Source organism: Nitrospina sp. P1_D6, from assembly GCF_052156615.1.
In the GTDB taxonomy this organism is placed as follows: domain Bacteria; phylum Nitrospinota; class Nitrospinia; order Nitrospinales; family Nitrospinaceae; genus Nitrospina.
Genome location: NZ_JBQKUN010000001.1, coordinates 392,966 through 417,471, shown reverse-complemented (window position 1 = coordinate 417,471; position 24,506 = coordinate 392,966). Strand labels below are relative to the sequence as shown.

At 54.7% G+C, this 24,506-nt stretch carries 30 protein-coding genes; 11 read left to right on the top strand and 19 right to left on the bottom strand.

Translation table 11 applies throughout. The features are described 5' to 3' along the window. Positions 1–5 precede the first annotated feature (5 nt). Positions 6–992: a methyltransferase gene (locus ACTRXA_RS01940; protein ID WP_442425519.1), complete on the top strand. Its 987-nt coding sequence runs from the start codon at positions 6–8 to the stop codon at positions 990–992. An 84-nt stretch (positions 993–1,076) separates the two neighbouring features. Here ACTRXA_RS01940 and ACTRXA_RS01935 read toward each other — a convergent pair whose 3' ends face one another. From ACTRXA_RS01935 to ACTRXA_RS01910, 6 genes are read right to left on the bottom strand one after another with little or no spacing between them, the layout of a single operon-like run. Then, the gene (locus ACTRXA_RS01935; protein WP_442425518.1) at positions 1,077–1,352 is read right to left on the bottom strand and encodes a DUF6980 family protein; all 276 of its coding nucleotides are present in this window, start codon (positions 1,350–1,352) and stop codon (positions 1,077–1,079) included. Between the two features lie 16 nt (positions 1,353–1,368). Next, positions 1,369–1,860, bottom strand: coding sequence for a hypothetical protein (locus tag ACTRXA_RS01930; RefSeq protein WP_442425517.1), 492 nt, complete (start codon positions 1,858–1,860; stop codon positions 1,369–1,371). Between the two features lie 17 nt (positions 1,861–1,877). Further along, positions 1,878–2,669 carry a methyltransferase domain-containing protein gene (locus ACTRXA_RS01925; protein WP_442425516.1) on the bottom strand — a complete coding sequence of 264 codons (792 nt, stop codon included), beginning with the start codon at positions 2,667–2,669 and terminating at the stop codon, positions 1,878–1,880. Continuing rightward, complete coding sequence (locus ACTRXA_RS01920; protein ID WP_442425515.1) at positions 2,666–3,490, bottom strand: DUF429 domain-containing protein; 825 nt, start codon at positions 3,488–3,490, stop codon at positions 2,666–2,668. The genes ACTRXA_RS01925 and ACTRXA_RS01920 overlap by 4 nt, the downstream gene beginning before the upstream one ends. A gap of 6 nt (positions 3,491–3,496) precedes the next feature. After that, a complete protein-coding gene (locus tag ACTRXA_RS01915; RefSeq protein WP_442425514.1) occupies positions 3,497–4,168 on the bottom strand; it encodes a hypothetical protein in 672 nt (223 codons plus the stop codon). Continuing rightward, entirely contained in the window at positions 4,153–5,307 is a 1,155-nt protein-coding gene (locus tag ACTRXA_RS01910; protein ID WP_442425513.1) for an aminotransferase class I/II-fold pyridoxal phosphate-dependent enzyme, read from the bottom strand. The genes ACTRXA_RS01915 and ACTRXA_RS01910 overlap by 16 nt, the downstream gene beginning before the upstream one ends. 79 nt (positions 5,308–5,386) lie before the next feature. On the opposite strand from ACTRXA_RS01910, the gene ACTRXA_RS01905 reads away from it, so the two are divergent. Next, entirely contained in the window at positions 5,387–5,776 is a 390-nt protein-coding gene (locus ACTRXA_RS01905; RefSeq protein WP_442425512.1) for a hypothetical protein, read from the top strand. Positions 5,777–5,779: 3 nt separating this feature from the next. Here the strand turns inward: ACTRXA_RS01905 and ACTRXA_RS01900 are convergent, their stop codons facing one another. The 7 genes from ACTRXA_RS01900 to ACTRXA_RS01870 are packed head-to-tail and all read right to left on the bottom strand — an operon-like array spanning position 5,780 to position 13,621. Next, on the bottom strand, positions 5,780–6,217 hold the full coding sequence (locus ACTRXA_RS01900) for a DUF1566 domain-containing protein (protein WP_442425511.1): 438 nt from the start codon (positions 6,215–6,217) through the stop codon (positions 5,780–5,782). Between the two features lie 51 nt (positions 6,218–6,268). Next, positions 6,269–7,126, bottom strand: a complete 858-nt coding sequence (locus ACTRXA_RS01895; protein ID WP_442425510.1) for an aminotransferase class IV — start codon at positions 7,124–7,126, stop codon at positions 6,269–6,271. After that, on the bottom strand, positions 7,123–8,613 hold the full coding sequence (locus ACTRXA_RS01890) for an anthranilate synthase component I family protein (RefSeq protein WP_442425509.1): 1,491 nt from the start codon (positions 8,611–8,613) through the stop codon (positions 7,123–7,125). Before ACTRXA_RS01890 ends, ACTRXA_RS01895 begins: the two co-directional genes overlap by 4 nt. Positions 8,614–8,669: 56 nt before the next feature. Then, a complete protein-coding gene (locus ACTRXA_RS01885) occupies positions 8,670–9,878 on the bottom strand; it encodes an ABC transporter permease (RefSeq protein ID WP_442425508.1) in 1,209 nt (402 codons plus the stop codon). After that, positions 9,865–10,587 carry an ABC transporter ATP-binding protein gene (locus ACTRXA_RS01880; protein ID WP_442425507.1) on the bottom strand — a complete coding sequence of 241 codons (723 nt, stop codon included), beginning with the start codon at positions 10,585–10,587 and terminating at the stop codon, positions 9,865–9,867. Before ACTRXA_RS01880 ends, ACTRXA_RS01885 begins: the two co-directional genes overlap by 14 nt. After that, the gene (locus tag ACTRXA_RS01875) at positions 10,584–11,912 is read right to left on the bottom strand and encodes an efflux RND transporter periplasmic adaptor subunit (RefSeq protein WP_442425506.1); all 1,329 of its coding nucleotides are present in this window, start codon (positions 11,910–11,912) and stop codon (positions 10,584–10,586) included. Before ACTRXA_RS01875 ends, ACTRXA_RS01880 begins: the two co-directional genes overlap by 4 nt. Beyond that, positions 11,909–13,621 (bottom strand): TolC family protein, encoded by a 1,713-nt coding sequence (locus ACTRXA_RS01870; RefSeq protein WP_442425505.1) that lies wholly within the window; start codon positions 13,619–13,621, stop codon positions 11,909–11,911. Before ACTRXA_RS01870 ends, ACTRXA_RS01875 begins: the two co-directional genes overlap by 4 nt. Before the next feature lie 390 nt (positions 13,622–14,011). On the opposite strand from ACTRXA_RS01870, the gene ACTRXA_RS01865 reads away from it, so the two are divergent. The 4 genes from ACTRXA_RS01865 (at position 14,012) to ACTRXA_RS01850 (ending at position 17,640) form a co-directional block, all read left to right on the top strand. Then, complete coding sequence (locus ACTRXA_RS01865) at positions 14,012–14,659, top strand: response regulator (protein WP_442425504.1); 648 nt, start codon at positions 14,012–14,014, stop codon at positions 14,657–14,659. 136 nt (positions 14,660–14,795) lie between these two features. Then, the gene (locus ACTRXA_RS01860; protein WP_442425503.1) at positions 14,796–15,632 is read left to right on the top strand and encodes a transketolase; all 837 of its coding nucleotides are present in this window, start codon (positions 14,796–14,798) and stop codon (positions 15,630–15,632) included. Next, entirely contained in the window at positions 15,629–16,570 is a 942-nt protein-coding gene (locus ACTRXA_RS01855; protein ID WP_442425502.1) for a transketolase family protein, read from the top strand. The genes ACTRXA_RS01860 and ACTRXA_RS01855 overlap by 4 nt, the downstream gene beginning before the upstream one ends. A 191-nt stretch (positions 16,571–16,761) precedes the next feature. Then, a complete protein-coding gene (locus ACTRXA_RS01850; protein WP_442425501.1) occupies positions 16,762–17,640 on the top strand; it encodes a PhzF family phenazine biosynthesis protein in 879 nt (292 codons plus the stop codon). Between the two features lie 56 nt (positions 17,641–17,696). Here the strand turns inward: ACTRXA_RS01850 and ACTRXA_RS01845 are convergent, their stop codons facing one another. Together ACTRXA_RS01845 and ACTRXA_RS01840 are read right to left on the bottom strand one after the other, a co-directional pair. Continuing rightward, complete coding sequence (locus tag ACTRXA_RS01845; RefSeq protein WP_442425500.1) at positions 17,697–17,927, bottom strand: hypothetical protein; 231 nt, start codon at positions 17,925–17,927, stop codon at positions 17,697–17,699. 155 nt (positions 17,928–18,082) lie between these two features. Next, a complete protein-coding gene (locus tag ACTRXA_RS01840; protein WP_442425499.1) occupies positions 18,083–18,631 on the bottom strand; it encodes a DJ-1 family glyoxalase III in 549 nt (182 codons plus the stop codon). A 180-nt stretch (positions 18,632–18,811) separates the two neighbouring features. Between ACTRXA_RS01840 and ubiE the strand changes: the two genes are divergently transcribed. Next, positions 18,812–19,543: a bifunctional demethylmenaquinone methyltransferase/2-methoxy-6-polyprenyl-1,4-benzoquinol methylase UbiE gene (gene ubiE, locus ACTRXA_RS01835; protein WP_442425498.1), complete on the top strand. Its 732-nt coding sequence runs from the start codon at positions 18,812–18,814 to the stop codon at positions 19,541–19,543. Positions 19,544–19,573: 30 nt separating this feature from the next. Further along, a complete protein-coding gene (locus tag ACTRXA_RS01830; RefSeq protein WP_442425497.1) occupies positions 19,574–20,740 on the top strand; it encodes a S1C family serine protease in 1,167 nt (388 codons plus the stop codon). A 3-nt stretch (positions 20,741–20,743) separates the two neighbouring features. On the opposite strand, the gene ACTRXA_RS01825 is transcribed toward ACTRXA_RS01830, so the two are convergent. Then, positions 20,744–20,956: a heavy-metal-associated domain-containing protein gene (locus ACTRXA_RS01825; protein WP_442425496.1), complete on the bottom strand. Its 213-nt coding sequence runs from the start codon at positions 20,954–20,956 to the stop codon at positions 20,744–20,746. A 539-nt stretch (positions 20,957–21,495) separates the two neighbouring features. Between ACTRXA_RS01825 and ACTRXA_RS01820 the strand changes: the two genes are divergently transcribed. Beyond that, positions 21,496–21,723, top strand: a complete 228-nt coding sequence (locus tag ACTRXA_RS01820; RefSeq protein ID WP_442425495.1) for a flagellar biosynthesis anti-sigma factor FlgM — start codon at positions 21,496–21,498, stop codon at positions 21,721–21,723. Positions 21,724–21,730: 7 nt separating this feature from the next. Here ACTRXA_RS01820 and ACTRXA_RS01815 read toward each other — a convergent pair whose 3' ends face one another. After that, on the bottom strand, positions 21,731–22,228 hold the full coding sequence (locus ACTRXA_RS01815; RefSeq protein WP_442425494.1) for a hypothetical protein: 498 nt from the start codon (positions 22,226–22,228) through the stop codon (positions 21,731–21,733). A 150-nt stretch (positions 22,229–22,378) separates the two neighbouring features. Between ACTRXA_RS01815 and tatA the strand changes: the two genes are divergently transcribed. Continuing rightward, a complete protein-coding gene (tatA, locus tag ACTRXA_RS01810; protein WP_442425493.1) occupies positions 22,379–22,657 on the top strand; it encodes a twin-arginine translocase TatA/TatE family subunit in 279 nt (92 codons plus the stop codon). A 127-nt stretch (positions 22,658–22,784) separates the two neighbouring features. On the opposite strand, the gene ACTRXA_RS01805 is transcribed toward tatA, so the two are convergent. After that, on the bottom strand, positions 22,785–23,297 hold the full coding sequence (locus tag ACTRXA_RS01805) for a hypothetical protein (protein ID WP_442425492.1): 513 nt from the start codon (positions 23,295–23,297) through the stop codon (positions 22,785–22,787). A 315-nt stretch (positions 23,298–23,612) separates the two neighbouring features. Between ACTRXA_RS01805 and ACTRXA_RS01800 the strand changes: the two genes are divergently transcribed. After that, complete coding sequence (locus ACTRXA_RS01800; RefSeq protein ID WP_442425491.1) at positions 23,613–24,038, top strand: DUF1566 domain-containing protein; 426 nt, start codon at positions 23,613–23,615, stop codon at positions 24,036–24,038. Here ACTRXA_RS01800 and ACTRXA_RS01795 read toward each other — a convergent pair. Further along, positions 24,035–24,463, bottom strand: coding sequence for a hypothetical protein (locus ACTRXA_RS01795; protein ID WP_442425490.1), 429 nt, complete (start codon positions 24,461–24,463; stop codon positions 24,035–24,037). The two genes, ACTRXA_RS01800 and ACTRXA_RS01795, sit on opposite strands and share 4 nt — an antisense overlap. Positions 24,464–24,506: the final 43 nt, after the last annotated feature.

The following is a 24,506-nucleotide window of genomic DNA, read 5'->3' as shown; positions in this document are numbered from 1 at the left end:
GCCTCATGCTCACCTACCAGAAATTCGTCAAAACCATCGATGCACTGGAAGACGCGCGGGTTCTCCTCGCAGCGCTCGAATTCGATGTCTTCACCATTCTCGACAAAAAGGAGATGACGGTCCGGCAGGTTGCCCGCAAGGCGGAAGCGCAGGACGAAGGCATGTCGGCACTCCTGCACGCGCTGGTCGCGCTGGGCGCGCTCAGGAAAACCAAAGACGGCAAGTTCGCCAACACGCCGGAGATGCACAAGCACTTCTGCAGGACCAGCCCGGACTACAAAAAGGGCACCTCTCATCTGAAGATGGAGAAAAACGATGAGTGGAATCAGCTGATCCAGACCATCCGCAAAGGGCGCGACCTCACGGCGTTCGAAGACGGCGACGACCCGGAGTTCCGCCACTGCTTCTCTTACGCCATGCACGAGCGAAGCGAACCCTACGCCTCCAGAATTGCCGCGCTCCTGGCGAAGAAAAAATCCATTGGTAGATTCCTCGACTTGGGCGGCGGACCCGGTTCCTACTGCGCGGCCGTCCTGCGCAAGGATAAAAAGGCGGAGGCAACGCTCCTCGATCGTGACGCCGCCTGCAACGTTGCGCGCGCGCTGTTCGGGAAGGAAAAGTTTTTCAGCCGCTTCACCATGAAGCCCGGCGACCTGTTCGAGACGGATTACGGCAACGGATTCGACACCGTGCTGTTCTCCAACATCCTTCACATCTACAACCCCGCCGAGAACCGCAAGCTCCTCAAAAAAATCCACAAGGCGCTCAAACCCGGCGGCAGGCTGGTGGTGGTGGATTTCTTTTTGAACGAGGACCGCACCACGCCGTACGAAGCGGCGATGTTTTCCCTCACCATGCTGTTGTTCACCGAGACGGGCAAGACCTACACGTTTTCGGAAACCGAGCGCCTGCTCACCAAAGCCGGGTTCCACAAGTTCCAGACCCACAAGCTGGACGAAGGCTCGCACGTCCTCGTTGCGCATAAGAAGTAGTTGCGAGTGTACTGGAGGAGGGGGTCATTAACGGGGGATATGTTTTGCTAGATGTCGGTTTTGGCGGGCGTCGGGCATTGAAGCTTATAAATTTCTTTTTTCCCACCACTCTTCCGTCTTGAATTCTTCGGGATAATCCTGTTCCGTAGGCTCATCGAAACCCAGCTTTTCCAGTTCGTCAAACCATCGGTCCCGCAAACTTGAGGACAACTTGGTTCCACACCATGGACAGTAGTCTATTGTGTTTATAGAGGAGCCCCCATTTAAAACTCTTATTCCAAACTCTCTGAATTCCGACCAAAAAACCAAGGCCGTATCATCTTGAGAATAAGTTTTTATTTTTTCACAACAATACTTCATGGCTCATCATTCCATTTTAAGGTTTGATTCTGCCTTTAAAATGCATTAAATCCACATCCTTAAAGTATTCATCTTCCATTCTAAAATGTGAAACTATTTTCCATCCTTCTTTAAATTTTCTCAAAATATAAGTATGGTGCCCCTGGATTTCTCCAAACTTCCTAGTTGAAATGGTAACTTCTGTAATCAATTCAACATCTTCTTCACGAATAACCAAATCTTGTTTGAATATTTTACCGGCGAAATCCGTTTTTTTGACTTCAAGGACCTTGCAGTCCACCCATCCGGGGTAACCGAATACTTCTGGGTCCACGGGCTCATAATATTCATCAAAATACTTTTGAACATCTTCCCCTGCGCCTCGGCAATACCCCAATACCGTAGATTCCGGAGTTGATAAATCAATCTCAGAAGCCGATACCTGCATTCCCGGCAGTAACAGGAACACTCCTGCGAAAAAGGGCAGTGCAATCCATTTGGTTTTGTTTGACTGTTTTTTCGTTTCCAATTTGAAAGCCCTCCAGTTCACTCTTCACCTGATTTCACCGCCGAGAAGTAATAGAGTTCCCAGTGGGTATAGACACCCTGCGGTGTCGAAAAATTGCGGTCGTGGGTCTCGATCAGGCGGCGCAGTTCCCCCGTCTTCATCATGCGGAGCGGCGCGGCGCCGATCTGTTGCAGGTTGCGGATGAGGTGCCGTGTGCCGGGAAAAAAAATCTCGCGGCTTTCGCGCTCGGCCGCCTGCCACTGAAACCCGCAGCGGGTGAGAAGACTCTTCCAGCTTTCAAGCGACAGCAGGTGCGTCGGACCCTCCAGCCCGCCGGAGTCGCGAAACTCCTGCAACGTTTCCGGACCGAACGTGCTGAACACGATCTGTCCGCCCTTGGGCAGACTCCTATGCAGGATTTCCAGTGTGTGCTGTGGATGCTGGAACCACTGGAACACCGCATTGCCAGCAATCAAACCGGCCTGCGGAAACTCCAGCCGCTCAGCATTGCCTTCCAAAAACTGCGTTGCCTCAGGCAGATCCATATGCTCTTTCAGATACTGGATCATCGCCGGGGCGATGTCGTTCAGGATCAACCGCTCCGCACCGCGCGCCAGCAGGTGCCGGGTGAACAGCCCGGTGCCGCAGCCGATCTCCAGCACCGGCTCGGGCAGGTAAGGGGGCAGCAGTGCCGCCAGCCGCTCGGCCATGGTCTTCTGCAACTGCGCATTCTTGTCGTAGCTCTTGACGTGTTTCGAAAAACTGTGGATGAGGCTCGACTCGAACTCATCTTCGCCGCGTCCGCGGCTGGTTTTGTGATTCGCGTTCATAAAGAGGGGTCTGCAATCCATCCTTCAGACTGGATCACAGTTCGGTTTCCAGTTTTTATTCCAAATCGGGGTTTGCCCTGCCTGCCAGCCCATGCCGCCTGAATGGCACAAAGTACGGCATCAAGCCGGTCCCCGGTATAATTCTGTATAAGAGAATCACACATGTCATCATTCATTTGTACTCGAAATCCATAATCCAACATTGCTTTTCGATCCTGAATTTTTTCCACAATGATTTTCCGGGCTTTTTTACGCTCTCCAGTATCCGATCCCTTGCTCTCTGTTTTATAGGAATTCACAAACTGGCGTGCCAGAAAGCCCGGATAGGCTTCCAGGATGACACGCTTGGAACTTTTCTGGAAAACAGGAGGAATCGTTGCCCCACAACTTAATATTCGGGGTGCCCCCTCATAAAACATTTTAGCCACAGGAGTATTGATTAACTTTAAAGGGCTTTGGGAACCCGCCAGGAAATCAGTGAATCGAAGAGGATCTTTAAAACCTTCTGGTTTCTTCTTTTTGTATTCCAGAATGCGGGTCGAAAACGTTTCGTAAGGCATACGGGAAACAACATCCACATAATCCAGCCATTTGGGGCTCCAACCTTGATCCAGAACGAACGCATGGGGCAACCCAAATGGAAAGTCCATTCCTGTGAAACTGGGTTCCGCTTGCTTTAGAAAATATTCAAAATCATTGAACGTCGTCAGACTTTCCACACTGGTTACAATCAGTGCATCTCCCTTAAGCTCACTCACCGCAAGCGTTATGGGTTTTCTGCGTGTAGGGGAACTGGTGAAATCGACACCAAAAATTTTCATAATCTTTTATTGGGAAGAGATTTGCAGGGCCTCCCGCACGGCGGGAAGCTGGAAAATGGTTTGCAACAGCGGTTCGGGATGGTGACCGCAGTCGTTGACCACTTCCAACGATGGCATGAGCGGTTGCAGGGCAGTGTGTTCGGTGAACGGGTCGCGGTCGCCCAGCACCGCATGGAACCCCGCTGTGGCTTCGGGTGTTGCCGACTCGTCGCGCAGAAACTGGAGGCCGCGTAATAGAACATCCCGCTCCGGGATGCCGCTTTTCGCTTCGGGCGGCAGAACGATGTCGCCCAGCGCCATGAAGTCGCCCAGCACCGTCGGCAGGTCCTGGGTGCGCTCGACCGTCCGCAGAAAAAACTCCAGTTGACCCGACGGGATTTTCCCGCCCAGCCCCGCCTCCTGTCTGAAGGCGAGGATCGGGGCCATCAGGATTTTGACCGCCGCCTCCGGCAGGTGCTCACGGTGATGCAGGAGCCAGAGACTGCCCAGCGAATACCCGATGACGATATCCGGGGCAGGGGTCTGCAAAGCCCTCATCGCTTCCTCCGCATCGAATGGGTCCTTTGGGTACACGCAGCGAACCGTGGCTTCCGGACAGAACGGTTGCGCCAGATTCTTCAGCCAGTCCTGCGGAATGGCCCAGCCGCAGATGAGGGTGATTGTCAAACCGTTCGACATGCGTTCAAAATCTCCAGAAGTTCATGCAGGTGATCCTGCGTGATGCCGCTGTGAAACGACAGGCGCAGGCGCGATGAGTTCGGCGGCACCGTCGGCGGACGCACCGCTCCCGCCAGCATCCCTTTTTCCAGCAGACGGTCGCGCAGGGCCAGCGCGCGGTCAGGGTCGCCGACGATCACCGGCACGATTTGCGAATCGAACGCGTTGGTCGTCCATCCGCCCTTGACCAGTTCCTCGCGGAACCACGCCGCGTTTTTGCGCAGGCGCTGCCGTTCCGTGTGCAGGGACTGCACCCTGCCGATGGCCGCCAATGCCGCTCCGGCGCAGGCCGGGGCAAGGTAGGTGGAGTAAATGAATTCGCCCGCGTGGTTGATGAGGTGATCGGTCACCGTCTGCGATGTCGCCAGCACGTACGCCCCCATGCTGGCCAGCGCCTTGCCCAGCGTGCCGACGAGGATGTCCACATGATCCAGCACCCCCGTCTCCTCGGCCAGCCCTCCGCCGGTGGGACCGAATACGCCGGTGCCGTGGGCCTCGTCCAGCACCAGCACAAAGCCAAAGCGCTGTTTCAATTCCACGAGGGCTTTGAGGTCCGGGTAATCGCCGTCCATGCTGAACACGCTTTCGGTGACGACAAACACCGTTTCGTAGGCACTCTTGTTTTTCTCCAGCAACTCTTCCAGGTGATTCAGGTCGAGATGCGAGTAGCGCTTGTAATCGGCTTTGCCTTGAAGGATCGCCTGGATGACCGAGTGGTGGATGAGCTTGTCCACCAGCACGAGGTCCTTCGTCCCCGGCAGGTGTTTGAGTGCCGCCTGGTTGGCCATGAATCCCGTGTTAAACACCAGTCCCGTGGATTTGCGTTTCCATTTCAGCAGCGCGTCGAGGAGTTGTTCGTGGCAGGGCAGGTAGCCGTAGAGCAGGGGAGAGGCGCCGCTTCCGGCTCCGTACTCTTCCAGCGCCTGCCGCGCCCCGGCGATCACGTCCGGGTCGCTGCGCAGTTGCAGGTAGTCGTTGCTCGACAGGTTGAGGCGACAAATCTGGGCCACCTTCAGCGTGCGCAGGAGGTTGTCTTTGCGGCGTTGCTCGAGTTCTTTTTTAAGGCGGCGTTCCAGCGGCGAGTCCAATGATTTTTCCACTCCCAAGGCTTTCGGAAACAAAAATTATGGTATAAAAGCCCTTTCAAGTCAAAAGCCACTCCAACTTATATATTGAGTCATGGCGGAGATCAAAGATACGGGAAAAGTCTGGATCAAGGGACGCGTCAGCACCGCTTTCGCCATCAAGGTGGACGACACGGTGTTTGTGCCGGGGCAGGAAGAAGGGCAGGAAATCGAATACTGGCTGGAAGACGGCGCGCTGTGCGTCGACCTGCACGATTCCAAAAACGAGACGCGCATCGCGCGGCAATTTCCTTTGAACCTCAAGCCGGAGACAATGGCGTCCCTGTTCAACGGGTTCACCCGCACCAAGCACTGCGACACCAAAGTGGTGATGCCCACCGACGACGGCGTGCTGGAAACGTCGGTGCAGGGAGACGCGTACCGGGATTCGAAGGCCGGTACGCTGAATGCCCGCGCGTTCTGGCAGAGCGCCGCACCGAAGTGATTCTTATTTTCCCTTTGAATTGGAAGACCGCACCAGGCGGGTGGTGTACTCGTCGCGGTTCAATTTGTCCACGAACTCGGCGGTGCCGTCCTGCAGGTTGACCGCGCAGGCCTGTCCTTCATCGTTCACTTCCGAAGTCCATATGACCCGGCCGCATTTGGGCACGAACGCCGGGTGGATGTGGATCGTCTCTCCCTCCCAGTCCACGAGCGTCAGGTCTTCATTATACAGGCTCAGCGCTTCCTCTTTGGTCGGCAGGCGCCAGTCGGCGTGACCGCCGGCATAGACGTTGCGCATGGTCTGGATGTAGTAGTTGGCTTCGTCCCAGGTCACCCACTTTCCCAGGTCACCACGGGCGTCCTTCGGCAGCCATTCCAGGTTCATTTTCTTATCAACGATCACCCCGCGCGGGGTGTCCTCGTACAAATCCTTTGCATCCATAATCCGTATCCATTCCAGTTCGATTCAAATGCGTGCAATTATAATGCACCTTCACAAAGACTCAATCGATTTTAGAAATGCCGCGTGCAAACGTACCGTGACCGGACCCGGCAAACCGTTCCCGATGACCGTATCATTCACGCGAGTGACCGGCAGCAGTTCGATTCCCGTATTGGTGAGGAAAGCCTCGTCGGCCTCAACCAGGTCGGACGTCAGAAGGGTTTCCTCCCGGGATTCGATGCCCAGTTCCGCGGCCCGTTCCAGAACAACCTTGCGTGTGATGCCCGCCAGTACCGATTCCCCGACGGGCGGGGTTCTCAACACACCCCCGTGCATGACAAACACATTGCTGGTGGAGGCATCGCAGATTTCGTCGCGGTGATTCAGCAGGACGGCGTCCCAGTGACCCGCCTCGCGCGCCATGCGCCGGGCAAGTATGTATGGCAGAAAGTTTCCGGATTTCGCCTGCCGGGTCACTTCCGGGAGGCGCGGGGCGCTGTCGGGAACAAGAAGTACCGACACACCTTCGCGATAAAGTGCTTCCGGCAACGGATCAACCGGGCGGGCTGTGATGACGAGCGTCGGCGGCACGTCCGGCACGATGTCGAATCCGGTGCTCTCGCCCCGGCTCAGGGTGAGACGCAGGATGGCGTCGGCCAGTTCATTTCGTTTGAGTACTTCATACAGCAGGTTTTCCAGTTTGGCCGATGCTTCCGGCACGGTGAGGTGAACCTGTTCCGCCGACTGATGCAGCCGGTCCAGGTGATCGGCAAGGTGGAAAATACGTCCCCGATAGGCGCGCAGGGTTTCGAAGACTCCGTCGCCGTAAAGGAATCCCCGGTCGAACACCGACACGCGCGCTTCTTCGTGTCCCACGAAACGGCCGTTGATATACACCACCGACGTCATCCCACCGGCTCCCCGCTCAGCGCCTGGATCATCGCCGCCGCCTTGTCCAGCGTCTCCTGCCATTCTTTCTCCGGAATGGAGTCGGCGACGATTCCCGCCCCGACATGAAAATGCGCCCGTCCGCTTTGTATCAGGATGGTGCGGATGATGATGTTGAGATCGAGGTGGCGATCGAATCCGATATAACCGAACGATCCGCTGTAGGGGCCGCGCAGGGAAGGCTCCAGTTCGTCGATGATTTCCATGCACCGGATCTTGGGACAGCCGGTGATGGTGCCGCCGGGAAACACGGCGGCAAGGATATCGACCACATCCACACCGGGTCTCAGACGGCCCTCGATATTGGAGACGATGTGGCAGACGTGCGAGTACTGTTCGAGAAACATGAGGTCGGTCACCTGCACACTGCCGTGTTCGCAGATGCGCCCCAGGTCGTTGCGCTCCAGATCGACCAGCATCAGATGCTCGGCTTTTTCCTTTTCGTTGAGCAACAATTCTGCCGACAGCCGCGCGTCGTCTTCCTCGTTTTTGCCGCGTGGCCGCGTTCCGGCAATGGGCCGCGTCTCGACCCGGTCCCGCACCACCTTCACCAGCCGCTCGGGAGATGAACTGGCCAGCACCAGTCCGTCGAATTTAAGATAGCCGGAAAACGGCGATGGGTTCACTTTGCGCAGGCGCTGGTAAAGCGGGAAGGGATCGCCTTCGTAGTCAATGGACAGCCGTTGCGCCAGATTGGCCTGGTAGATGTCGCCTTCCTCGATGTACGTTTTGGCACGCTCGACCATGCACTCGTAGTCTCTCTGCGTGATATTGGATTTCAGGGAAGCGGACTGCAGGGAAGGGGGCAGCGAGGTTTTTTGGGGGACCGATTGCGACGCTTCCTCAATGAGACGATCCATTTCCCGCCAGGCCGTTTCCAATTCTTCCTTGACCTGCGAATGAATGGTTCCGGGGTCGTCCTCAATGTTCACTGCGACGATGTATTTGAGGGTCGCCTGCCGGTGGTCGTACACCCACAGCCGTTCCACCTGGAAGAAAAACAAAAGCGGCAGGTCGAGTCCGTCCTTGGCCCGGGGTTGAATGTTTTCGAACCAGTGAGCCATCTCGTAGCTGAGGCAACCCACCCATCCCCCCCAGAAATGATCGACGTAGTCGATCGCATCCAGGCCTGGCTCAAAGTTCAACCGGTGGAGCGCCTCCGGTGCCGGGAAAGGAACCGTTTCCCGGTCTCCGTTGTTGTGAACCTGAAACTGGTTGTTGCGCAGGGAAAGGGCTTTTTCACTGGCTCGTCCGAAAAACGAATAGCGCGCCGTCTCGTCGGGTCCCTTGCCGCTCTCGAACAGGAAGGACCGCTCCGCCTCCCCGTACAATCGATGGTATGCCTCGGCGGGGTTGAATGAATCAACACGCCGTTCTCCGATCACGGGCATGCGTGGGCAGATGGCGGCCAGTTCAATAAAACACGATCTGTCGGGACAGACTTTCATGGCTTCAGGTGCAAGTGATTGTTGGAGTCGATTATATCAGGATGGGAACGATTTGCTCATTCGTAGCGGAGCGCATCGATGGGATTCAGGTTTGCGGCCTTGTTGGCAGGGTACAGACCGAAAAAGACGCCCACCACCATGGAAAACCCGAACGCCAGCAGAATCGAGGGAACGGAGACGATCATATCCCATCCCCCCAGCTTGGACACGCCCATGGAAACACCGGCTCCCATCAGGATGCCGATGAACCCGCCAAAGAAGCTGATGAAAATGGATTCGATCAGAAACTGCTGGCGGATTTCCCGTTTTTTCGCGCCGATGGCAATGCGGATGCCGATCTCCCGCGTGCGTTCGGTGACCGAAACCAGCATGATGTTCATGATGCCGATGCCGCCGACCATCAGGGAGATGAATGCAATGCCGCCCAGAAGGTACTGAAAGGTTTTGGCCGCGTTGCCCCAGCTGTTCAGCCATTCCGCCGAGTTCTGCACGTGAAAATCATTGTCCTGCCCCTCCCGGATGTTATGCCGCCGCTTGAGAAGGGATTCGATGTCCTGTTTGATGGCTTCAATGTCCTGAATGCGCTTCGCCTGCACGTCGATCGATTGCAGGTAGTTGATGCCGAACAGACGCTTCTGCGCGGTGGTGACGGGGATGAAAATCTGGTCGTCCGGATCGAACCAGGACAGGGCTCCCTTGGCAATCATCGTCCCGATAATGAGAAAATTCTGGCCGTCCACCTTGAGGGTCTGGCCGATGGGATCGACGTTATCGAACAGGTTTTTGGTGACGGTCGCTCCCAGCACCGCCACCCGCCGGGCGGTGCGCACTTCCGTGTCGGCAAAATAGCGCCCCTTGTCCAACTGAAAATTGGACATCCAGTAATAATCTTCTTCCGTGCCGCGTACGGTGGCATTGCGGTTTTTGTTGCCGAACTTCAACTGCGCGCTCTGGTACACCTCCGCCGAGACGCCGGTGATGCGGTCGATGTGTTCACGGATGGCCCGGGCGTCGTCGAGGACCAGCGTTTCCACTTTCCCGGTCCGCACGTGGCGGCGGCTTTTCTGCCCGGGTTTGACGGAGATGATGTTGGTGCCGAACTTGGCAATCGTCTCCAGCGTCTGTTTGCGCGCGCCCTCACCCAGGGAGATCATGGAGATGACCGAACCGACGCCGATGATGATGCCGAGGGCCGTCAGAAAAGTGCGCAGTTTGTTGGCCACCAGGCTGCGAAGCGCCATTCGGATGAGATCAAAAATCAGCATGAGCCTCTTCCTTCTTCTGGAGGCGGGGCGCCGATCCGCTGTCCTGAACCAGTTTTCCGTCCTGCATCTGAAAGATTCTTCTGGAGTAGGCGGCAATATCCTTTTCGTGCGTGACAAGGATAATGGTGACGCCTTCTTCGTTCAGCCGGGTGAACAGTTTCATGATCTCCGCACTCGTTTTGGAATCCAGGTTGCCCGTCGGTTCGTCCGCCAGGATGATGCGCGGGTTGATCACCAGGGCCCGGGCGATGGCGGCGCGCTGTTTTTCACCGCCGGACAGTTCGTTCGGCTTGTGTTTGGCGCGGTGGCCGAGACCCACCCTCTGCAACGCGTCCATTGCCTTTTTTGCAGGTTCCTTCACCCGTCCGTACAGCAGGGGCAATTCCACGTTCTCCAGCGCGGTGGCGCGGGGAAGCAGGTTGAAACTCTGGAATACGAAACCGATTTTCTTGTTGCGCACTTCGGCCAACTCGTCCGCAGACAGATTCTGCACATCAATGCCGTCAAGACGGTAGGTGCCGGAAGAGGGGAGATCGAGGCAACCGAGCAGATTCATGAGCGTCGATTTGCCGCTGCCCGACGGCCCCATGATGGAGGCGAACTCCGACGCCTCCATGAAAAAACTGACGTCACGCAGGGCGAACACTTTTTCAGCGCCGAGGTCGTAGGTTTTCGACAGTTTTTGAATTTCGATGAGAGCCACGGTCAACGCCGGAGAATGAACAGCATCTTGCGAATGGTGGACATGGTGTCGTCATCCGGTTTGAAGTGTTCCTTGATTTCTTCCCAGTCCCCGATCAGCACTTCCTGGTTTTCATTCACGCCACCCACCTGGATTTCGATCGGATTCTTCACGCCCAGTTCCACCGGCCGGGCTTGGGGTTGATTGTTCTGAAGAACGGCGACGAAGGTTTTTCCATCCTCACGGTGAATGGCTTCGCGGGGAAGAAAGGTGACGTCCTCCAGTTCCCGGCTGATGATATCCACATTCGCCGTCATCATAGGTTTCAGAATATCACGGCCCTTGCCGTGGATTTCAATTTTGACTTTGAAAATGGTGATGCTGTCCTCGACCAGGCCCTTGGGAGCGATGCGGGTCACCACGCCTTCAAATTCCTCGTTTGGATACGCATCGGTGGTGATCTTCACCTTCTGCCCGACCTCCACCTTGCCGATGTCGGTTTCGTCCACGTCGGCCACGATGAACAGTTTGGACATGTCCGCAATCTTTGCCAACGGTGTGCCTCCGGATACGGTGGTGATGCCGGAAGCGATGATCTGCCCCTGTTCGACCAGCTTTTCAATCAACACACCCGAAATCGGTGCATAGATTTCGGTTTCGGCCAAACGTTCTTTGGCCTCAGCCAGTTCCAGCTCGGCCCGTTTGACATCGGCTTTGGCCAGTTCGATGTCCTGCTTCTTGACCTCGATGTCATGCACGCTGTCTTCAGCAGCACGCAGGTTGGCCTTGGCCTGTTCCAGCAACTCTTCCCGGACTTTGAAGGCCGTTTGTGCGGTTTCCAGCGATTCGCGGGAGGTGAATTTTTTCTGAAACAGGTCCTCCTGCCGACTCAGCTTGTCGCGTGCGTCAACCAGGTTGGCCCTGGCTTCCTCCACCTGGGATTTGGCCCCCTGCAAGTCGGTTCCGTAACGCGTGATCTGGAGTTTGAGGGACGTCTTGGCCTTATCCAGTTGAGCCCGGGCGCTGGCGAGGTTCGCTTCCGCCCGCTTGACATTGCGGACCTCGTCCGACTTGTCCAGCCTCAACAGGAACTTGCCTTTCCGGATGGCATCCCCCTCTTCATAGGGGAAGCTGAGCACTTCGCCGCTGGCCTTGGACTTGACCTCCACCTGGAAGTTGGGTTCGACAATACCGGTTGCGGAAATCTTCACCACCATGGTACCGCGTTCCACCTTGGCGGTCCGGAAGGGATGTTTTTTGGGGCGTTCATTTTCTTTCCCGTCACTCTGGACCAGAAAGAAGGCGCCAGCCGCAAGAACGACCACCCCCAATGTAATAAGGAGTTTTTTCATGGTTTCTGTTCTTCCGCCAGCTCGATCCTGTGATGATCCAGTGTGGAGGCGATGACCTTGCGGAAATTGATACGCGATTTATTGAAATCGATGATGGCAAGAAGTTCCTTGCTTTGCTCTTCGGCCAGATCGGTTTGAAACTCCAGCACCTGGAAACTGGTGGACAGGCCAACTTCAAATTTTTTCAATTCTGCGTTCAGGGTTTCTTCCGCAAGGTGCCGGGCCACTCGCGCCGCCTGCACACGTTTGATATCCGTTTCCAATTGCCGAACCGCTTCCCGCACTTCAATAATGATGGTTTTTTCCAGGTCCTTGATATCGAGAAGGAGCTTGGCGACCTCCAGCTTGGCGGTGGTCAACTGACTTTCTGCCGCCCGGTTTCCGAGTGGATAACTGAACACCACCCCCGCCGTCCAGCTGTCGAAATCCGTGGACAAAGCCCGTTCCATGCCGCGTCCAAAGGTTCCCCCGAACTGGCTGATACGGGGAGCACCTCCAAGGCCGACAGGCCGGGCGTCACCGGTAATCCCGTTGAGGCCGTAGCTGGCCACCAGGTCGAGGGTAGGGTAGGTCTGGTTTTCATTGAACTCCACCTGGATGTTACGTGTATCCAGTTCTTTTTTCTTGGACAGGTAATCCGGGCGTTGTCTCAGCGCCTGGCTGATCGCATGATTGAGGTCGACCTTCGCCTGGGGATCGTACTGCGGCGCGTCGAGGGGCTGGATATTTTTCGTTCCTTTTTCCGAATCGAATGCGATATTCAGAATATTTTTCAGGTTGTCTTCATTATCCTGAATCAGTTTTTCCGCGTTGATGACCGCCTCTTCACGCGAGGCCACCTCGGACTGAGCCTGAAGAATTTCCAGGGGTGCCATGGTGCCCACCTCCACCTGTGCTTTGACACGCTGTTCCAGGTCGCGGGCACGCTGGACGGATTGTTGCTTGACCTTCAAATCCTCCTGGCTGAATACAAGGTCCCAGTAAACATTTTCCGCCGAAGTGAGGATGTCGATGACCTGGTTTTTGAAATCGTACTGGGAGATGGAGAGATTGTTCCGCGCGATATAGATGTTGCTTTTGTTCACATCCTGCCCGAAATTCTTGAGCAGGGGCTGGGTCAAATTGACCTCGAACCTGGTGGTGTACTGGGGGTTCAATCCGGCAAACAGCGAGTTCGTACCATCCCGGATGCCTTCATAGAAAAATTCGTACTCCGTGCCGAAAGTGAGTTTTTGATTGAGCCCGACTTTCCACCGTTGCTGGTCCGTTTCCGAAATCGGCGGATTGGCGAAAGCGGAGGCGATGGGAACCGTGTCATCCTGGGCCCGCACTTCGGCATTGACGCTGGGGTCGAAGGCGGCTTCGTTATTGATGATGTTCTGCCGCTGGATGCGGGAGTTGTACTCCTGAACCGCTATGGCGACATTGTTTGTGAGGGTGGTCTGAATGACATCGGTCAATGACAATTGCAGGACATTGCTCAGTACGATGTCCGGTTTCTTGTTCGCCGAATCTTCGGTCGCAGGTTGGGGGGAACCCTCGGTGTTCCCACTGTCTCCGGCTTCCGTCCCCTGGGTTTCCTGCGTTTCCGTAAGCTGGAGTCCTGCCTGCAGGCGAAACCGGTTTTCCGAGCCCAGCAGGCTGGATTCTGCCTGCGCAATCACCGGAAGAAAAATAAGAACCTGGATGGCCATCATCACTAATCGCACTGAGTACACACCCCTCATCAACATAAGCATAGCCCCTGAATTCTCCAATGGTTAATAGGGAAAAACGATTTTAATATAATAACTTACCGCATTAAAAGGGAAATTGGTCCGAGTTCCCACTTTCATGAAACTTCCTGTACTGCATTCCCTGGTACTCGGTTCCGGCCGCGGGACGCCCCCGAGACCGGCCATTTTTAAGGCGGTTCAAGAGCATCGCTTTGTGAAAAACACGATTCAAAATAATTCGGACCTGAACAGGGCCCATATAGGACCTCCTGTAAAAATGAAAAATTCCTTGTAATTTTTACAGTAACTGTATAGTATAAATGACTATGCTTCCAGGCCTCCCCAATTGCCTGGCTTATTCAATTTCAAAATGTGACCAAGCCCATGAATAATCCTGCTTCGGCTTCCCGTGTTACCGCCGCAGATATATTGAAAGTCATTCCGATAACCCGTAAAACGCTGTGGCTATGGCAGAAAAAGTACAACTTCTTTCCAGACCCGGCCAAGGAAGCACACCCGGGAGGCAAGGGCATTGTCGGGTACTATCCGGCATGGGTGAAAGACCGGTGCAAGCGGGTGTACGAGCTGCAGAAAAGCGGTTACACCATTGCCATGATTAAGGAAATCCTTAAAAAAGAGACCGAGGACAAGTCATCAAAAAAAATACTCGTTGTGGACGATGAGAAAAAATACACAAGCCTCGTCAAGAAGTTTCTGGAAAAGGAAGGATACCTGGTTGAAGTTGCGGGCAACGGTCTGGACGCGGGTCTGAAGGCTGCCGACTTTCTACCTTCCATCATTCTCCTGGATATCAATCTTCCGGGCCTCAATGGACTGGAAGTGTGTGCCAATCTCAAGAATAACCCGAAAACCAGCTTCATGACCATCATTGTGATCTCCGCCAGTCCACAATATACGGAAAAACAGGTTCAGGAGGCGGGCGGCGACCTGTTTATAAAAAAACCGGTGGACCTCGAGGATCTGCTCGAAAAATGCAATGCCATCCTATCTGATAACGTAGTGGCCGAATAGCTTTTCCCGTCAATCATCCCCAATTCCCTGAAAATCCATTTGAATTCGGTTTTTCTCAATTTACCTCTGTAAAATTGGGATGATTTGGAATATGCTGACACAAATCAATACTCTGAACTGAATCCATTTCTTCCATATGAATGACACCACGCAGACAACCGATTCGAAAATAGGGGAGTTGGAAAGCATTGCCCGCGAACTGCGGCGCAAAAGCCTGGAGATCATCCATCGCGCCGGATCCGGTCACCCGGGAGGCAGCCTTTCCGGGGCGGACATCGCGGCGGCCCTGTTTTTCGACGTGATGCGTTTTGACTCGAAAAACCCCCGCGACCCGAAGCGAGACCGGTTTATCCTGAGCAAGGGGCATGCTACGGGCCTCCTTTATGCCACTTTGGCCCGGGCAGGTTACATAGCCGACGAGGAACTGGTCGATTACCGTAAAATCAACAGCAAGCGCAACCTTTCCGGTCACCCGCACCCGAAAACCCCGGGCGTTGAAATCGCCACAGGCAGTCTCGGACAGGGGCTGAGTGCGGGGCACGGCATGGCCTTGGCAGCTCGCCTCGACAACCTCGATTACCGGGTTTATGTGCTGATGGGTGACGGCGAGTTGCAGGAAGGGCAGGTCTGGGAAGCGGCCATGTCCGCCGCCAAATTCAAGACCAACAACCTCATCGCCATTGTCGATTACAACAAGGTGGCTCAGGACAATATCACCAAGGACCTGAAGGATCTGGAACCGATTGAAGACAAATGGAAGTCGTTTGGCTGGGATGTACATCGCATCGATGGCCACGACATGGCGCAGGTGCATCAGGCGCTCAATCTGCCGCTCCATAAGGAAAAACCGCGGGTGATCATCGCCGACACGGTGAAAGGCAAGGGAGTCAGCTTTATGGAAGGCAAAACCGCCTGGCACGGCGTAGCGCCTTCGGATGAAGATTACGAAAAAGCCATGAAGGAGCTGGAATGATCGACGGAGCGACACGGGACGGCTACGGAGCCGCGTTGGTGGAATTCGGCAACAATCCCAAAGTGGTGGTGCTGGATGCCGGCGTGAGTGACAGCACGCGAAGTAAAAAGTTTGGCGACAAATACCCGGAGCGGTTCTTCAACATGGGAATCAGCGAAGGAGATATGGTGTGCACGGCGGCGGGACTCGCGACCACGGGAAAAGTGGCTTTTGCCACCGGATTCGCCTGCTTTCTGCTGGGCCGGACCATGGATCAGGTGCTCGTCAGCATCGCCTATTCCAATACCAATGTGAAGCTCGTAGGGACTCATTCCGGACTCGCCGTAGGTGAAGACGGGCCGACCGCTCAGATGGTGGTGGACATTGCGTACACCCGTGCCATGCCAAACCTCACCGTCATCCAGCCGGCGGATTATCAGGAAGCCTTTGCGGCGACGAAGTTTCTTATCGACCATGAGGGCCCGGTTTACATGCGCCTCGGCCGCGCCAAGGTAAAAGGCATTTACGACGAGAATTTCCAGTTCCAGCTGGGCAAGGGTCATGTGGTGCAAGAAGGGAAGGATCTCGTAATCTTCGCCACCGGCGGCATGGTTGAAGAAAGCCTGTTCGCCATGGAACAGATGGAAAAGGAAGGTCTGAAAGCCACGCTGGTCAATATTTCCACCATCAAGCCCATCGATCAGGAATTGATCGTAGAACAGGCCAAAAAACATGGCCGCGTAATGACCGCTGAAGATCACAATCTCATCGGTGGCCTGGGTGACGCCGTGCTCGAAGTTCTGGCCGACCATGGCGTGCAGGTACCGGTCAGGCGGATCGGCGTGCGCGACCATTTTGCCGAAACCGGATCGAAGAAAGAGCTGTATGAGAAATACGGTCTCTCACACAACCACATCGCCAAAGCCGCCCTGGCTCTTTGCGATGCGCAGCCGGCCTGACGTTTCCACAACGGGCGGCACACGGGCCGCCATCAAACTCACCCCAACCATAACGAGAACAGGGCCCTCTGGATGCCGTCTTTTCACCCTTACCTCAGGTTGACATAATATATGTTATGGGAACCTAGGGTTTGGGGTCGGGTTTTGCGGGTTTGAGTCCCCTTTTTTATTAGTTTGATTTTTAATGGTTTATGGAACTAACCTTTTACCAGGTCGATGTGTTCACAGATCAGCCGCTGGCGGGAAATCCTCTTGCGGTCTTCGTTGATGCGGAAGGCCTGGATGCCGACCAAATGCTGGCCATCGCGCGGGAAATGAACCTGTCTGAAACAACCTTTCTGTTTTCTTCGAAACAGACCGACTGCGATTTTCAGGTCCGAATATTCACTCCCGGAAAAGAAATCCCGTTTGCCGGCCACCCCACACTGGGAACGGCCCACGTTTTGTTCCAGCACGGTTTTTTGGGCCCAGACCGGAATGCCTGCCGATTTGAGATGGGCGTCGGCCCGGTTAACGTCACGCGCGAAGGCGTCGCTTTCATGATGGAGCAGCCTCAGCCTGAAATCCAGGGTCCGCGAACCGATCGGCAAGCCATCGCGCAGGCATTGGGGCTGGACACAAAGGACCTTCATCCCGATCTTCCCGCACAGGTGGTTTCCACCGGCTTTCCGGCCCTGCTCGTTCCCCTTAAATCGTTGGACCCAGCCGGCAGAATCGCCCTCAATCTCACCCGCCTCCGGGGTATCCTGGGCGATGTCGACATGATTTACCCATTCTGCCTGGAAACGGTGAATCCCAGTGCCCACGTTCACACCCGAGGGTTTGCCCCTTTCATTGGCATCCCGGAAGACCCGGCGACGGGAAGCGTGGCCGGGGCAATGGGAGCTTATCTGGCCCAGCACCAAGTGCTGGATACCACCCGCCTTTCGGAGCTGACCCTCGAACAGGGGCTGGAAATAAATAGACCCTCGGAAATCAAGGTCTCTGTGAAAATGACGGGGGGCCAGATTTGTTCCATCCGCGTAGGGGGCAAAGCCCGTACTGTGGCGGAAGGACGACTGTTTCTCTGAAAATAAAAAAGCCCGGAAGCCGAAGCCTCCGGGCTTTTGGGAATCATATGTAAATATCAGGCACTTTTTTTGCCCTTCTGGGGTACTTCAGAAGCGTGCGTGTAGGCGCAACTGGAGCAGAAATGGCCTTCCTCCCGGGAACACATGATACAGGCCACCATCTCCCCGTTTTCACGAACCAGCCCACCACAGTGATTGCAGCGTGGAGCCGGTTTTTCCGCCTTCTTCTTTTTGGAATAGCGTCTGTCGTTGACCAGAAGCTTGCTGCGCGAAATGTTCACATACATAGCAAACCCCCCTTTTCATTATGGGAGCCCCATTTGGGCTCTTTCCCGGTTTGATGTCGCACGCGCCAAAAAGTTTTAATTTTTTTTAAATATTACACAAATCTCCCTAACCCTAATTATCAATAGTTTTAGTCTAAATTAAAAAATAAATAGCCTTATAGACGTGCCAGTACCCCCTTATTAACGGTTTCGACCCGATCCGGACCGAACAGTATCTCCACCAGTTTCATGGCAAACTCGAGTGCGGTTCCAGGCGATCGGCTGGTTACCAGGTTGCCGTCCACCACCACCCTTTCGTCCGAGTATTGAACGCCATCCAGGTTCCCCTGTACAGACGGGTGGGACGTAGTGCGGTGATTTTTCAGCACCCCGGCGGTTTGCAGGACCATCGGTGCCGCACAGATGGCCGCCACAGTTTTGCTGTCCCTGTCCATGTTCTGGACGATGGCGATCACCTTTTCATTATTCTGCAGGTTGGTGGTTCCGGGCTGGCCGCCGGGCAGGACAATCAGGTCGTAGTCATTGTGATCTATTTCGGACAAAAGAACGTCGGCCAGAATCCGCACCCCGCGTGAGCCCTCGATGGGTTCGGACTGGGTTCCGGCGAGGTCCACCCGCGCGCCCGCCCTTCTTAAAATGTCCACCACCGTGATGGTCTCGATTTCCTCGAAACCGGGTGCCACGGCCACCATGACCTTTTTCATAAAAAAACCTCCTGCCGGAACGGGCAGATTTAAAACCTCATACTGCGTGAATATAAAGCGGCCTGAAGGCCTTGTCAAACCCATCCTTTTATTCGGGTTATGGCTTTCCCCTCCATTGTAGTCCCCTCGGGTGGGTGCTAGAATAAAAGGTTATGCGACTTATTTGCGGCCGGAGTGCCGATGCCTGAGCTGGATGAGGAAAGGGAGGCATTTTCCCTCCAGATTCAATCGATGTTCAACGCCATTGCACCGCGGTACGATCTCCTGAACCGCGTTCTGAGTTGCGGCGTGGACCGGTTTTGGCGGAAACGTGCGGTGAGCCGCCTGTCGATGAAATCCGGCGGTCGCTACCTGGATATTGCCTGCGGAACGGGAGATGTGGCTCTGGAATACTTTGAACACCGATCCGAATCGCCCCGCCAGGTGGTGGCTCTGGACTTCAGCGAGGCCATGCTGACCCGGGCCGGAGAGAAATTCAAGGTACGGAACCAGGCAAGCGCCCTGCCCCGGGTTTGCGCCGCGTCGGAGGCCCTGCCGTTTCCCAACAATAGCTTCGACGGCATCAGTGTGGCTTTTGGTGTTCGCAATTTTGCCGATAGGGAACAAGGGCTTCGCGAGATGGTGCGGGTGCTGAAACCGGGATGCCGGGCGGTGATACTCGAGTTTTCTTTGCCACGCCAGCCGGTTTTGCGGGAACCGTACCGGCTCTATTTCGAGCGGGTCCTGCCGGAGGTCGGGCGATGGGTTTCGGGCCATCCGCAAGCGTACACCTATTTACCGCAATCGGTCGGCGTATTTCCGGAACGAGACGAGTTTGCGTCTTTAATGCGCAGGGCCGGTTTTGACACGGTGAGATACCGGGATATGACGTTTGGCATCGTCACTTTGTATGTGGGAGTTCGGGGTGAATAAGGATAGAGTTCTGCCGGAAAGGCCGCAGACATGAAAAAGTTCATTGTTTTCGGGGTGTGGATCGTGCTGGTCTGCGTGACCCTTTACTGGGTGGTCGGCGCGCCTTCCGCGAAAGTGGAAAAACCCCTTGAGCTTCCCCTGGCCTCCACGGTAAACAATCCTTATTCGCATCTGGAGGGCTACGAAACACTGGTGCGCCTGCAGCACGCTTTCGTTACCAACGCACGAAAGATTAAACCCGCGGTGGTCAGCATCAACAACCTCACGGAGATTTCCAATCCCCACTCCCAGCGCGATCTCATGAGTGGCGAGCCCGGGACCTGGTTCAGCAATTTCCGTTACTGGCTGAAACGCACGTTCCGGAAACGCTACCAGATGGAAAGTCTGGGTTCAGGCCTCATTTTCGACGAAGCGGGATACATCGTCACCAACTACCACGTGGTAGAAAAAGCGAATCGCCTGCTGGTGAAATTTCTCGACAACCGGGAGTACACGGCGCAGGTGGTGGGTGTGGACCCCAAAACGGACCTCGCGGTCATTAAAGTATTTTCCCTGTCGCACTTCCAGAAACCGGAGTTCGGCAGTTCCTCGAAGATCGAGGTGGGCGACTGGGTGATGGCGATTGGAAACCCTTACGGCTTGACGGGGACCATCACCGTTGGAGTGGTGAGCGGCAAGGGCCGGATCGACCTGGGGATCGCCACCTTTGAGAATTTTCTGCAAACCGACACCTCGATCAACCCCGGAAACAGCGGGGGTCCTTTGATCGACATGCAAGGCCACGTCATTGGTATCAACACCGCCATAGCGGAACTGGGATCAGGCGTTGGCTTCGCCATCCCCATGGAAACCGTGGAGAAGGTGGCCCGGGACCTGATCGAAAACGGTGAGGTGGAACGCGGCTGGCTGGGCATCGGCATCCAGCACATGACACCGGACATGGCGGAATCGTTTCGCGTGCCGCGGGATCAAAACGGGGTGGTGGTGAACAGCATCGATGAAGGTGCCCCTGCAGACAAAGCCGGCCTGCGGCAGGGAGACATCATCATCGCCTACGACGGCAAGGACATCGCGCATCCGCAGCATCTGCAGAACTACGTGGCCGACACCAAAGTCGGGGAAACGGTGCAGATCAAAATTCTGCGGGATGGCTTGGAGCAGACACTGGAAGTCGAAATCGGCAAGTACCTTTCCTGACCCTCACCCTTCCACCACCTCATAACCCACGTCGGTAATTTTTGATTTGATGTCAGCAAGTGCGGTCTGGTTTTCGTTAAAATCCACGGCAACCCGGTCCTTTTCCAAATCCACATCCACCTTGCTGACCCCTGGAATCGAGCTGACAGCTTTGCTTACGGTTTCCACACAATGACCGCAGGTCATGCCATCCACCTTCAACGTTTCATGTGCCATGTTCACTCTCCATACACCTGATTTTCGGTGAAACAGGATAAAAGCGCAATGATTCCCGCCGGGCAAGAGTTTTATTCTTTGCTCAAACGGGGGCAGGTTAAAACACACCGATTTATTCGATTATATTACGTTTGCTTTTCCGCATTCAATTTCGCAACCCCATATAAATATTTGGTCCCCGTGCCTTCCTGAATGAAACCGGCTGAATTTTTCTATTGTAAAAATAGCCCCTCGATACTCAAGAAATTCCTTCAAATTCCGTAATATAAAGTAGGCCGTCGGGAAGACGGTTCAATTCCAATGATTGAGCCATTGACATCAAGGAGGATGAAAAAATGGTGCCCGCAAAACTCCGAAAAAAGGAGAAAGCGTTTGCCCTCCAGGCCCCCGGTTTACCCGGGGCTAAAGTGAGTTTTCCCCTTCGTGCATCATTGCAGGCCGTGATTTTTCACCCTCTCAACCCGGAAAAGCCGGTACGCCGTTCAACGCAGAAAATGCATCGACGTACAGGATAACCGAGTGGTTTCAAATTAAACCCAATGCGGTTGATAAGAAACAACCATGATTCAACATGCAATGCTGAGGCGACAACCATGAGCAAAAAAGCGGACAATGGAAAAAGGAGAAAGGGCTCGGAAATCCGGCATGAAATTGTGGAGTATTTCCGCACAGGTTTGAAGACGGGTACCTACCAGGTGCGTGCGAGGGAGTTGGCTGACAAAATGGTCCAGAAGATCCGGGATGGGCGTAACCCCTGGATGAACTGAGTTCGAATCAGACCGTTTTCACTTCCTGCAGTTCCGGATAAAATTCGGATTCCTTCAATTTGGTCTCCCACCTCTTTCCAAGCTGGTTGGACCGGAAATCCACTTTCTTCAGGTGGACCAGGTTTTCCACTCCCGCCATCATTTCCAGACCCAGTCTGGTGATACCGTTGCTTCTCAAATCCAGCTCACACAGGTTTTTAATGACCGGTGAGCGGACAATCGCTTCCAGCCCTTCATCGCCCAAATGGTTCTGACGAAGGTCCAGCACTTCCAGCTCCTTCAGGTCGGGGTACATACTGAGGTAGGCCGCTTCCGCCGGTGTGATTTCCATGTTCACCATGCGCAAGACCTTGGGGTTGGCTGTGATTCGAGACTTGATGAACGTCTCAAAAGTAGTGATTTTACGGATCTGGTTTTTACGCAGTTTTTCGTCGATGGCGGCATTGATCTTGTTCAGGTCGCCCTTCATGGCGAAAAACAGTTCCAAAACATAGTCCTGGTTCACGGGAGAGCCCTTGAAAAAATTCGTATTTGCTCATTTTAGAAGGTTGTGGCCGCAAGTCAATCGAACCCTATTAAATTGTTGGTTTTTATGTTATTTTTGTTATACTCAAGCGCGAACAATTAATCTCAGTTTTTTTTGGAGACCGCAATTATGATGGGAATTGGCTTCCCCGAATTGATGATCATTCTGGTCATCATCATGATTATTTTCGGCGCCGGAAAACTTCCCCAGATCGGCAGTGCGTTCGGTCAGAGCATCAAAAACTTCAAAACTTCCATGAAAGAAGTCGACGGCATGGAAGAGAAGGAAGGCGAAGACCAACAGCAACCGGCGGCTATCGAAAACACGGCGGAGACCAACCCGGCACCTGGAGACGGTGGCGAAGAGTCCCCTGCCCCCGAATCTGAAAAGCCCGCTTCCCCTGCCTGATTCAAGCAATCATCCAGCTTGACAAGGTCACTTATTCAAGGGCAAGGCCTGGCCGCAGTGCGTGCAGGTCTTGCCCTTTTTGTGTTTTAAAGGTGGCTTGAGACGAGCCGACCGAGAGGAAGGTTCCCTACCCTTTTTTCAGCGAACTGCCGCTGGTGCTGTCCCACTCCACTGTGTCCGGGCTGGATACGTGCTTGGCCTTGGCCGACCAGTGATCCCATTTCACATTGAGTTCCAGAATCTTCACGCACTGCTTGATGCCGTGCGCGCCATAAAGGTGGGAGCGCAGTTTACCCAGGTCCTCGATGTAGGTGTCGTGTTCGGATTTGTACCGGTCCTGTGCCTCGGCAATGTTGGACAGCGTCTGCTCGGCCTGCAGGTTGTAGTTGAAGATGACTTTTTTGATTTCCTCGTAATCGATCCCGTATGCCAGGTAGCTCCACGCACCCAGGCACAACCCTCCCAGTATCCCCAGAATCTGCTTTGCCTTTTTCTTGTTGAACAGGATGGCGGGAATGATGAATCCAAACGCTGCGAACAGGGCGTAGTTGCTGACGGTTTCGTAAAACTCCAAGGGGGGGACCGACTCGCCGCACTCTCCTGCCGTAGGAGACTGTGCCAGGACCAGTTGGCCCTGCACCCAGGCAGCCCCGTTACCGGCCCATAGGTCCCCCGGCGCTGCCGCACAAACCAGCGCAACACCAAAAAACGCAAACGAAAAAGAGATGCAGGAGACTGTTGGATTTTTCATTCGGGATGGGATGAGAAAAAGAGGTGGTTTGAAATTTCTGCCATAATGTATAAAATTATGGCCTCATCGTCTAGCGAAATATTCCCCGGCCTCCGGGGAATGGACCGCAGTCAATCATACGGCATTTCACCAGCTCCGATCTTCCGGGGCGGTCCGATAAAATCGATCAATACAAAATTTTTTCAGCGATAAAGGGAATGGATTATGAGCGATCAACCCAGATTTGTGGACAACGGCGACGGCACCATCCAGGACAACAAAACCGGTCTTGCCTGGGCAAAAAAGGATTCATTTCAAATAGCCGGAGACTGGGTTAATTTCCAGGAAGCGCTCCAGTTGATCGACCAATTGAATAAAAAAGATTACCTGGGGTTTCATGACTGGCGCATGCCGGAAAAAGAGGAAATAGCGGAACTCTACAACCCTGAATTAAAATTGAACGCACGTTCCAACAAGGAGATTCATATCTCCGACTTGTTTGAACCGGGTTGTGGCATCGGGTCATGGTGCCTGCCGTTCGACCAGCAGGCGGCCTTTTACTTCGAGTTCCAGGGCGGTAACGCCCAGCACTACGATCAGGATTTCACGCAGGGGTACGTACGACCGGTGAGGCTGTGGCCGGATGACTAATCCCGTCCCTCTTTCCGGGTCCGGCTCAGGCACGACTCGATTCGGGGCAATTCTTGCGGCGGGTATATGACGAGATTGATTTCCACGTTTCCCGCCTCCGAGTAGTCGATGGAGGCTATCTGGTAACGTTCCGTTTCCACGCCTTCGGACTGGCCCACATACTGCTGCAGTGCCGAGCGGAGAGCATCCCATTCCAGGTAGGTGAGGAACTGGTCCTCCGTATCCAGGAGGTTCAGCCTTTCGATGAGGTCACCGAACTGGGTGTCCAGAACGACGGACACGGGCTGGCCGGCGCACAGGTCGTGGTAGGTTTTATCCACGCCGATATTGCGGTTGCACGTGATTTTATGAAAAGTGTAATCCCGCAACCGGTCCTCGGCATCGAGCCGCACGGTCATCCGGGCTGAGCTGTCTTTGCAGGGCATGGTGTCCGCATCTCCTTTTTGCAATCACTCCCATTATACAGGG

What these genes read in the sequence shown, in the direction of transcription:
- ACTRXA_RS01940 (WP_442425519.1), top strand. Translation starts at nt 6, where the DNA reads ATGCTCACCTACCAGAAATTCGTCAAAACCATCGATGCACTGGAAGAC.
- ACTRXA_RS01935 (WP_442425518.1), bottom strand. Translation starts at nt 1,352, where the DNA reads ATGAAGTATTGTTGTGAAAAAATAAAAACTTATTCTCAAGATGATACG.
- ACTRXA_RS01925 (WP_442425516.1), bottom strand. Translation starts at nt 2,669, where the DNA reads ATGAACGCGAATCACAAAACCAGCCGCGGACGCGGCGAAGATGAGTTC.
- ACTRXA_RS01920 (WP_442425515.1), bottom strand. Translation starts at nt 3,490, where the DNA reads ATGAAAATTTTTGGTGTCGATTTCACCAGTTCCCCTACACGCAGAAAA.
- ACTRXA_RS01915 (WP_442425514.1), bottom strand. Translation starts at nt 4,168, where the DNA reads ATGTCGAACGGTTTGACAATCACCCTCATCTGCGGCTGGGCCATTCCG.
- ACTRXA_RS01905 (WP_442425512.1), top strand. Translation starts at nt 5,387, where the DNA reads ATGGCGGAGATCAAAGATACGGGAAAAGTCTGGATCAAGGGACGCGTC.
- ACTRXA_RS01900 (WP_442425511.1), bottom strand. Translation starts at nt 6,217, where the DNA reads ATGGATGCAAAGGATTTGTACGAGGACACCCCGCGCGGGGTGATCGTT.
- ACTRXA_RS01895 (WP_442425510.1), bottom strand. Translation starts at nt 7,126, where the DNA reads ATGACGTCGGTGGTGTATATCAACGGCCGTTTCGTGGGACACGAAGAA.
- ACTRXA_RS01890 (WP_442425509.1), bottom strand. Translation starts at nt 8,613, where the DNA reads ATGAAAGTCTGTCCCGACAGATCGTGTTTTATTGAACTGGCCGCCATC.
- ACTRXA_RS01885 (WP_442425508.1), bottom strand. Translation starts at nt 9,878, where the DNA reads ATGCTGATTTTTGATCTCATCCGAATGGCGCTTCGCAGCCTGGTGGCC.
- ACTRXA_RS01875 (WP_442425506.1), bottom strand. Translation starts at nt 11,912, where the DNA reads ATGAAAAAACTCCTTATTACATTGGGGGTGGTCGTTCTTGCGGCTGGC.
- ACTRXA_RS01865 (WP_442425504.1), top strand. Translation starts at nt 14,012, where the DNA reads ATGAATAATCCTGCTTCGGCTTCCCGTGTTACCGCCGCAGATATATTG.
- ACTRXA_RS01860 (WP_442425503.1), top strand. Translation starts at nt 14,796, where the DNA reads ATGAATGACACCACGCAGACAACCGATTCGAAAATAGGGGAGTTGGAA.
- ACTRXA_RS01855 (WP_442425502.1), top strand. Translation starts at nt 15,629, where the DNA reads ATGATCGACGGAGCGACACGGGACGGCTACGGAGCCGCGTTGGTGGAA.
- ACTRXA_RS01850 (WP_442425501.1), top strand. Translation starts at nt 16,762, where the DNA reads ATGGAACTAACCTTTTACCAGGTCGATGTGTTCACAGATCAGCCGCTG.
- ACTRXA_RS01845 (WP_442425500.1), bottom strand. Translation starts at nt 17,927, where the DNA reads ATGTATGTGAACATTTCGCGCAGCAAGCTTCTGGTCAACGACAGACGC.
- ACTRXA_RS01840 (WP_442425499.1), bottom strand. Translation starts at nt 18,631, where the DNA reads ATGAAAAAGGTCATGGTGGCCGTGGCACCCGGTTTCGAGGAAATCGAG.
- ubiE (WP_442425498.1), top strand. Translation starts at nt 18,812, where the DNA reads ATGCCTGAGCTGGATGAGGAAAGGGAGGCATTTTCCCTCCAGATTCAA.
- ACTRXA_RS01830 (WP_442425497.1), top strand. Translation starts at nt 19,574, where the DNA reads ATGAAAAAGTTCATTGTTTTCGGGGTGTGGATCGTGCTGGTCTGCGTG.
- ACTRXA_RS01825 (WP_442425496.1), bottom strand. Translation starts at nt 20,956, where the DNA reads ATGGCACATGAAACGTTGAAGGTGGATGGCATGACCTGCGGTCATTGT.
- ACTRXA_RS01820 (WP_442425495.1), top strand. Translation starts at nt 21,496, where the DNA reads ATGCGGTTGATAAGAAACAACCATGATTCAACATGCAATGCTGAGGCG.
- tatA (WP_442425493.1), top strand. Translation starts at nt 22,379, where the DNA reads ATGATGGGAATTGGCTTCCCCGAATTGATGATCATTCTGGTCATCATC.
- ACTRXA_RS01800 (WP_442425491.1), top strand. Translation starts at nt 23,613, where the DNA reads ATGAGCGATCAACCCAGATTTGTGGACAACGGCGACGGCACCATCCAG.
- ACTRXA_RS01795 (WP_442425490.1), bottom strand. Translation starts at nt 24,463, where the DNA reads ATGCCCTGCAAAGACAGCTCAGCCCGGATGACCGTGCGGCTCGATGCC.